General features: G+C 71.4%; 7 protein-coding genes and 1 tRNA gene. 3 read left to right on the top strand and 5 right to left on the bottom strand.

Features of this window, described 5'->3' with window-relative positions; genetic code table 11:
- Positions 1-40 precede the first annotated feature (40 nt).
- A complete protein-coding gene (locus ACFU7Y_RS36555) occupies positions 41-646 on the bottom strand; it encodes a hypothetical protein (RefSeq protein WP_380770934.1) in 606 nt (201 codons plus the stop codon).
- 363 nt (positions 647-1009) lie between these two features.
- On the opposite strand from ACFU7Y_RS36555, the gene ACFU7Y_RS36550 reads away from it, so the two are divergent.
- A complete protein-coding gene (locus tag ACFU7Y_RS36550) occupies positions 1010-1219 on the top strand; it encodes a DUF5703 family protein (protein WP_224285495.1) in 210 nt (69 codons plus the stop codon).
- A 151-nt stretch (positions 1220-1370) separates the two neighbouring features.
- Here ACFU7Y_RS36550 and ACFU7Y_RS36545 read toward each other — a convergent pair whose 3' ends face one another.
- From ACFU7Y_RS36545 to ACFU7Y_RS36535, 3 genes are all read right to left on the bottom strand, one after another.
- Complete coding sequence (locus ACFU7Y_RS36545; protein ID WP_380770933.1) at positions 1371-2198, bottom strand: chaplin family protein; 828 nt, start codon at positions 2196-2198, stop codon at positions 1371-1373.
- A 329-nt stretch (positions 2199-2527) separates the two neighbouring features.
- The gene (locus ACFU7Y_RS36540; protein WP_380770935.1) at positions 2528-2764 is read right to left on the bottom strand and encodes a chaplin; all 237 of its coding nucleotides are present in this window, start codon (positions 2762-2764) and stop codon (positions 2528-2530) included.
- Between the two features lie 258 nt (positions 2765-3022).
- Positions 3023-4354 (bottom strand): M20/M25/M40 family metallo-hydrolase, encoded by a 1332-nt coding sequence (locus tag ACFU7Y_RS36535; RefSeq protein ID WP_224284103.1) that lies wholly within the window; start codon positions 4352-4354, stop codon positions 3023-3025.
- Between the two features lie 291 nt (positions 4355-4645).
- On the opposite strand from ACFU7Y_RS36535, the gene ACFU7Y_RS36530 reads away from it, so the two are divergent.
- Positions 4646-4733: transfer RNA gene (locus ACFU7Y_RS36530), tRNA-Leu, on the top strand.
- Positions 4734-5618: 885 nt separating this feature from the next.
- Positions 5619-6215 carry a MarR family winged helix-turn-helix transcriptional regulator gene (locus tag ACFU7Y_RS36525; protein ID WP_380770932.1) on the top strand — a complete coding sequence of 199 codons (597 nt, stop codon included), beginning with the start codon at positions 5619-5621 and terminating at the stop codon, positions 6213-6215.
- Between the two features lie 61 nt (positions 6216-6276).
- Here the strand turns inward: ACFU7Y_RS36525 and ACFU7Y_RS36520 are convergent, their stop codons facing one another.
- Entirely contained in the window at positions 6277-6960 is a 684-nt protein-coding gene (locus ACFU7Y_RS36520; protein ID WP_224284107.1) for a TetR family transcriptional regulator, read from the bottom strand.
- Between the last annotated feature and the right edge of the window lie 111 nt (positions 6961-7071).

The raw sequence follows: 7071 nt of genomic DNA, 5'->3' as shown, positions 1-7071 counted from the left end.
CGGTGGTCCCGGGCCCGCCCCTCGTGCGTCCTGGACGGCTTCAGTCGTCCGGGTCCTCGTCGTCGTAGACCTCGCTCACGTCGAACCGGCAGATCAGCAGCTGCGGATCGGCGTGCTCGAAGGGTTCGGGCAGCCACTCGCCCGGCTCGGTCGGCTCGGTGGCCGCGACCCAGAGCGTCGAGTCGGCCTCCTCCAGGCCGAACTCCTCGCTGCGGGCGGCGATCTCGTCGGGCTCGTACTCGCCGAACAGCACGCCGATCGCGGCGTTCACCCCGCCCGCACCGGCGCCGCCCGGGGTCAGCGACTCGTCGAGCCGCTCGGCCTGGGCACGCAGCCGCTCGGAGTCGACGATGTGGTAGTCGCGGCGGATCAACACGCTGATCGCCTCGGGCTGTTCGGGGCCGTGGTACCCGCCGGGGCCCTCGTCCCCGGGGATCTCGAAGGGCGTCACCTCGTCGTAGGCCTCGTACAGGAGCTGGTCGTAGGCGATGGCCGCCGTCGCCAGCTGCTCGTAGGCGGCGGAAACGGCGGGATCATCGGCTGCGTTGGGGCTTGACACCGCTTCCAGATGACGGTCGATGGCGGCCTTGACCGCCTCAGCGGCGGCGCGTACCTCGGCAATGGTGGGCTGCGCGGCATCAGACATGGTGCAGACGCTATCTCCCCGCAGTGTCGGTACGCACAGCGGTTGTCACCTACACCCGCGATTTCACCGCAACTTCCCCCCTGATGTCCGATCCACACCCTTTCATCCCCCGCGGCTCCGGCGCGAAGCGGGCGCGGAGGACGCGCACGGGACCCACCGGGGCCGTCCGGGTGCCGCTTCGCGCGCCGGGATCGGGGTATCCCCTCCACAACGACAACAGAACTGATGCTCTGTCAGTCGACTGCCCCGGGTCGCACCCCTTCGGGCCGCCGCCTCCGCACGGGAGGGCGGCCGGAAATACCCGGGCCGACTGTCCGGGGCAGGCCGTAGGCTTGCCCGAAGGTGATCCCCAGGAGGAGCGTTTTGACCCCACGGAAGCCGGTCCGGCAGCCGGAGTACGAGTACCAGTCCCTGCGCATGCCGCGCGGCACCACGCGCAACGCGGCGCGCCAACTGCTCACCGAGCACGCCGAGTACGGACACTGGGAACTCGACCGGCTCAGGCTGTTCCCCGACGGCAGCCGGACGGTCCGGCTGAAGCGGCGGATCATCCGGCAGGTCCGGAGCTGGTGACGGGCGGGGCACCGCGGCCCCGGGCAGGACTCGCACCGGGCCTTCGCGCATCCGCGGCCGCCCGTTCACTCGGCGGCCGCGGATGCGTCGTTCCTACGGTGGGTGCGTGCGGGTCCGGCTCAGCGCGCGCCCCGGTCCCCGGTCGGCTGCGTCAGCGGGCGCCGGCCCGGGCCCGGCGGTAGAGCACGCCGCCACCGAGCAGCAGCGCGAGACCGGCGGCACCGAGCAGCTCGACGTCACCGGCGCCGGTGGAGGCCAGCTGGGCGACCGGAGCCGGGGCACTCTGACTGGCGACGGCGGGCGCCGTGGCCGGGCCGCCGGTGCGCGGGGCGCCCGGGACCTCCTCGGCGGAGGTCTGCGGCGGGGTCGGGCAGGCCTCGGCGCAGCCCTCGGCCGGCGGCTTCGGCGGGGCCTTCTCCACGTTGGCGCAGTGGTTGCCGAAGGCCGGGTTGCCGACACCGACCACGTTCACCGGGTTGCCGCAGACGTTGACCGGGGCGTCCACGGGCGCCTGGATCTGGTTCCCGGAGATCACACCCGCCGAGCCGGTGGCTACGCCGGAGGCGCCGGCGCCCGGGACGGTGGTGGTGCCCGGGACGGTGGTGGTGCCCCAGCCCCCGCCGGTGCCGGAGCTGTCGACACCACCGCCGCCACCACCGGTGTGGCCACCGTTGGTGGCGCCGTCGGGCCGGCCGCTGTGGGCGGGCTTGGGTGCCGAGTGGCTCCCGCCGTGGCTGACGTTGGCGCAGTGGTTGCCGAACGACGGGTTCAGCAAACCGATCACGTCGATCGTGTTGCCGCAGGCATTGATCGGCACCTCGATCGGCACCTGCACCGAGTTGCCCGAGACGACGCCGGGCGAACCGGTGGCACCCCCCTGTGCCTCGGCTCCCCCCGCATAGGCGTAGCCGGCGGCCGAGGCCAGCACACTGCCGGTGGCCACGGCCGTGAGGATCCCCTTCTTGGCTACATTCCTCATGTTTTCCCCTGACATTTCGAGACGACGTGTTGGCCTTGACATGAACCTTTGAAAAAGTCGGAATTTCGGTATATCCGTAAATCACGCAAGGGCTTCGGCTGCACACGGGTTAACGAGGGTCCGACGGGGAGGTTGAGCCGAGCGAATCGGCTTCACCCGATCGAGCGATCGCGTCGGATCCCGTGTATCCGGCGACCGCCCGGGGCGGCCGGAGCAAGTCCGGCCCGCACCGGATCGCCGGGGAACGCGAACGCCCCCGGTGCGGCACATCCGCCGCCCGGGGGCCGGGCTGAGTCCGCTCAACAGGCCTCGATGGCCCGGAGGTTGACTCAGGAGTTGACGCAGTGGTTGCCGAACGCCGGGTTCAGCACGCCGACGACGCTCACGGTGTTGCCGCAGATGTTGAGCGGGACATGCACCGGGACCTGGATCTGGTTGCCCGAGAGGACGCCCGGGGAGCCGGCGGCCACACCCTCGGCACCGGAGTGGGCGGACGCGACACCGGCGGCGGCGAGCACCAGGCCACCGGTGGCGGCGGCGACAGCGGCGATCTTCTTGACCTTCATCATTCCTCCTGTATGGACAACGCAACCCGTTCGGCGGGCTGCACAGGAATGAACGACGCTGCGGCAAACGGGGTACGGAGTGAATCTCCCATTCACCCGCAACGGTGAGGTCTCGCACAAGTGATCAGCTTGGAATTCCCGGAAGAATCGATTCTGTCGATCTCCTTCTTCCTGTCCCACAATCATCAGCTCGGACAATGCGGCCGGCCCGCCCCCGACACTGCGGAAGCGGGCCGACCCAGTCGCCTGATCAGGGGGTCAGCAGGCGTCGATGAAACGGTCCAGCACCCGGACGCCGAACTTCAGACCGTCCACCGGCACCCGCTCGTCCACGCCGTGGAACATCCCGGCGAAGTCCAGCTCCGGCGGCAGCTGGAGCGGCGCGAAGCCGAAGCAGCGGATACCCAGGTCCTGGAACGACTTGGCGTCCGTCCCGCCCGACAGGCAGTACGGCACCGCGCGGGCGATCGGGTCCTCGGCACGCAGCGCGGTCTGCATCGCCTCGACCAGGGCTCCGTCGAAGCCGGTCTCGATCGCCTTGTCCGAGTGCAGGCTCTCGCGCTTCACGCGCGGGCCGAGCACGCTGTCCAGCTCGGCCAGGAACTCCTCCTCGTAGCCGGGCAGGAAGCGCCCGTCCACATGTGCGGTGGCCTGACCGGGGATCACGTTCACCTTGTAACCGGCGCCGAGCATGGTCGGCTGGGCGGTGTTGCGCAGCGTCGTGCCGATCATCTTGGCGATGCCACCGAGCACGCGCAGCGTCTCGTCCATGTTCTCCGGGTCCAGCTCGACCCCGAGCGCGTCCGACAGCTCGTCCAGGAAGGCCCGGACGGTCTTGGTGATCCGCAGCGGGAACTGGTGCCGGCCGAGCCGGGCGACCGCCTCGCACAGCTCGGTGATCGCGTTGTCGTCGTTCTCCATCGAGCCGTGGCCCGCCCGGCCCTCGACCGTCAGGCGCATCCAGTGCATGCCCTTCTCGGCCGTCTCCACCAGGTAGAGGCGGACCTGGTCGTTGACCGTGAAGGAGAAGCCGCCGACCTCGCCGATCGCCTCGGTCACGCCTTCGAACAGCCCCGGGTGCTTGTCGACCAGGAAACGCGCACCGTAGGTGCCGCCGGCCTCCTCGTCGGCGAGGAAGGCCAGCACGATGTCACGCGGAGGCTTGCGCCCGGTGCGCAGCCGGTCGCGGATGACGGCCAGGGTCATCGCGTCCATGTCCTTCATGTCGACCGCGCCACGCCCCCAGACGCAGCCGTCCGCGATCTCGCCGCCGAACGGGTCGTGGGTCCAGTCCGCGGCGTTGGCCGGCACCACGTCGGTGTGGCCGTGGATCAGCAGGCCCGGACGGGACCGGTCCTCGCCCTCGATCCGGACCACGGTCGAGGCCCGGCCCTTGGCCGACTCGAAGATCTTCGGTTCGAGCCCGAACTCGGCGAGCTGCTCGGCCACGTACTCGGCGGCCTTCCGCTCACCCGGACCGGAGCCGTCCCCGTAGTTGCTGGTGTCGATCCGGATCAGATCGCGACAGATCCCGGCGACCTCCGACTCAGCCGTCACCTTCGGCGCCGCCGACTCGCTCCGCTCGCTCACGGTCACTCCTCGTCTTGGGCCCGCACCGACGCACCAGCGCGCCACCCCCAGGACCTGCACCCGGGCCGTACGAGCACGTCCGTCCATCCTCCCCCAGCCCCCGATCCCGATCCACCCCCCGCACGCTCCCGAAACCCCCTGGTCACGCCACCTCCACACGCCGCCTCTTGCCCCCGCCACCGGCTGCGCCCGCCCGCCGGGAACCGTTTTGGGACCCCAAGCCGATCTTTGCTACAGTTACATCTGTCAGCGCGACGGACGAGAGATCGGAAGCCGCGAGGACGACACCCGGTCCGGGTGGCGGAATGGCAGACGCGCTAGCTTGAGGTGCTAGTGCCCTTTATCGGGCGTGGGGGTTCAAGTCCCCCCTCGGACACCAGTGGAAGGCCCCAGTTCATCTGGGGCCTTTCTGCTTTTCAGCCGCGGTTTTCGGCTGCGGCGCGACCGGCTGCGGGCGGGATGTCCGGCCGGTGGGTACCGGCCGGACATCCGGACGGGCCTGGCCCGACGGGACGGTGCCGGGGTCGCGCGCCCTCGACAGCGGGGCTCGGTCAGCTTGCGGGGTGCCGGCACCCGAACCGGCGAAGGAGCCGGAGACGCCGTTGTCGTCCGCCCGGATCCAGGAACCGGCGTGCGAGATCCCGTCGGGACCGACGTGGGACTCGACGGCGGCGACACCGGCACCGTTCCGGTTGGCGACGAAGAAGCCCTTGCCGAAGTTCGCGTCGATGCCTTCAGTGGCCGAGGCCAGGCCGGCACAGCCGACGACGAGCGGGACGGCGAGGCGCCGACAGCCACGGCTCGTTCGAGAGCACGCATGAAGATCTCCTCCACGGAGTTTCCGGATCCGGTGGCGGCGCCGACCGGCCCCGCCGCGACTCGGACAGCCACGGCCCGCGTCCGGCCGCAAGCGGCGCCACGCCCGGTCCGGCCTCACGCCCCGCCAGAAACGCCGCCCCTACCAGCGGGAATGCAGTTCGTATGCCTATCTCCGAGGAGCAGTCGGCTGGAGCAGACGAACGTCGCTCCCCGTCCCGGTCGAACCCCGCCGCGGGCCGCCGCTTCGCCCCACTTCCCGCAGGCGTCATCCGAACGGGCCGATGCGCGGCTGGGGCGTACGGGAACGGCTGGCCGGCGGCTCGGACGCCGACCGGTTCCCGCAGGTCACTCCTCCGACTTCCACCGAAGTCTCGCCCACGGCCAACGAGTTGGCGGTCCGCCACCCCCTTGACAGTCGCTCCGCACAGTGCAGAATGGCTTCATCATGAAGCAGGTAAACACATCGGAGAAGGCGGCGGCCGGTCCGCTGGGGCGGGACGCCGAGGGTCGGCTGTACGACAGCAGGGTGCGTACGGCCATGGGCGTGTTCACCAAGGGAGGGGACACCCTGGCGCTGGAGGCCGCGGCCGCCGCACGGTCGGCGTTCCACGCGGTGGAGAAGCTGCGGTCGCACGGATCGCAGGGGCGGGGGTTGAGCGCGGGGGCGCTGGATGTGCTGGTGCGCCTCGGTGCGGCAGGTGAACCGGGGCTGGGCGTGGGCGAGTTGGCCCGGGCGGGCGGGGTGAGCCCGCGCAATGCGACCGGGCTGGTGGACACCCTGGAGCGGGAGGGGCTGGCCCGCCGCTCCCCCGACCCGAACGACCGGCGGGCGGTGCTGGTCACCGCGACGGCCGAGGGGCTGGCCTGGCTGGAGGAGTTCCGGGTGCCCACCGAGCGCGCGATGGCCGCCGTCTTCCGAGGCTTCAGCCCCGAGGAACTGGCCCAACTGCGGCACCTGTGCCTGCGGTTGGTGGAGAACCAGCAGCAGATCGAGCAGTACCTGACCGCGGTCGCGGACGGCCCGGGCCCGGACGTCGGCTGACCCCGGGGCCCGCCGCGCGGCCGGCCCCGGACGGGGTGGCCCGACCGCCCCAGCGGGCCCCTCAGACCTGGCGGGCGTCGGCGCCCAGGGCGCTCTCGATGCCCTGGACCATCCGCCACAGCGGCGCCCGGCGGCTGGCGACCAGGACCACGACGTCGTCGGGCTCGCCCTCGGTGGCGGTCTCGGCCGGGCGGTCGCTCCAGGTGCCGGTGACGAAGGCCATCGCCGCGTCCACCTCGGCCACCCAGTCGCTCTCCCCGCCCGAGCGCAGCCAGGTGCGCAGGGCGTGGTTGTGCGCGGAGACGACGGCCGCGGCGATCACGTCCGCGCGCAGCGGGCCGTCCGGGCGGTCGGCGAAGCGGCCGCGCAGGTAGGCGGCGAGGGTGTGCTCGTAGCGCCAGACCACGGACAGCTCGTACGCCCGCAGGCCGGGCACCTTGCGGGTCAGGCGGTAGCGCTGGACGGAGAAGGAGGGCTGCTCGGCGTACATCCGCAGAACCAGGCGGGCGGCGTCACAGGCATGCTTGACCGGGTCCTCCTCGCCGGTGCCGGAGTCCAGGAACTCCGTCATCTCGGCGAGGCTGCGCTCGTGGTCGGGAAAGACCACGTCCTCCTTCGCCGGGAAGTAGCGGAAGAAGGAGCGCCGGCCGACACCGGCCAGCGAGACGATGTCGTCGATGGTCGTCTGCTCGAAGCCTCGCTCCAGGAAGAGCTCGAAGGCCGCGGCCACCAGCGCCTCGCGCATCGCCGGCTTCGAGGGCCCGTCATTCATGGGCTGGTCCTGCTCTTCCTTCTCGCTCATTCACCGGAACCTAACATCCACGCCGAGGGCCGGCACCGGCGGACGGGCCGCTCA

The sequence above is a fragment of the Kitasatospora sp. NPDC057542 genome (assembly GCF_042801945.1).
GTDB lineage: Bacteria > Actinomycetota > Actinomycetes > Streptomycetales > Streptomycetaceae > Kitasatospora.
Note: the sequence above shows the minus strand (reverse complement) of the source record. Positions and strands in the feature narration are given on the sequence as shown.

What these genes read in the sequence shown, in the direction of transcription:
- ACFU7Y_RS36520 (WP_224284107.1), bottom strand. Translation starts at nt 6,960, where the DNA reads ATGCGCGAGGCGCTGGTGGCCGCGGCCTTCGAGCTCTTCCTGGAGCGA.
- ACFU7Y_RS36555 (WP_380770934.1), bottom strand. Translation starts at nt 646, where the DNA reads ATGTCTGATGCCGCGCAGCCCACCATTGCCGAGGTACGCGCCGCCGCT.
- ACFU7Y_RS36540 (WP_380770935.1), bottom strand. Translation starts at nt 2,764, where the DNA reads ATGAAGGTCAAGAAGATCGCCGCTGTCGCCGCCGCCACCGGTGGCCTG.
- ACFU7Y_RS36525 (WP_380770932.1), top strand. Translation starts at nt 5,619, where the DNA reads ATGAAGCAGGTAAACACATCGGAGAAGGCGGCGGCCGGTCCGCTGGGG.
- ACFU7Y_RS36545 (WP_380770933.1), bottom strand. Translation starts at nt 2,198, where the DNA reads ATGAGGAATGTAGCCAAGAAGGGGATCCTCACGGCCGTGGCCACCGGC.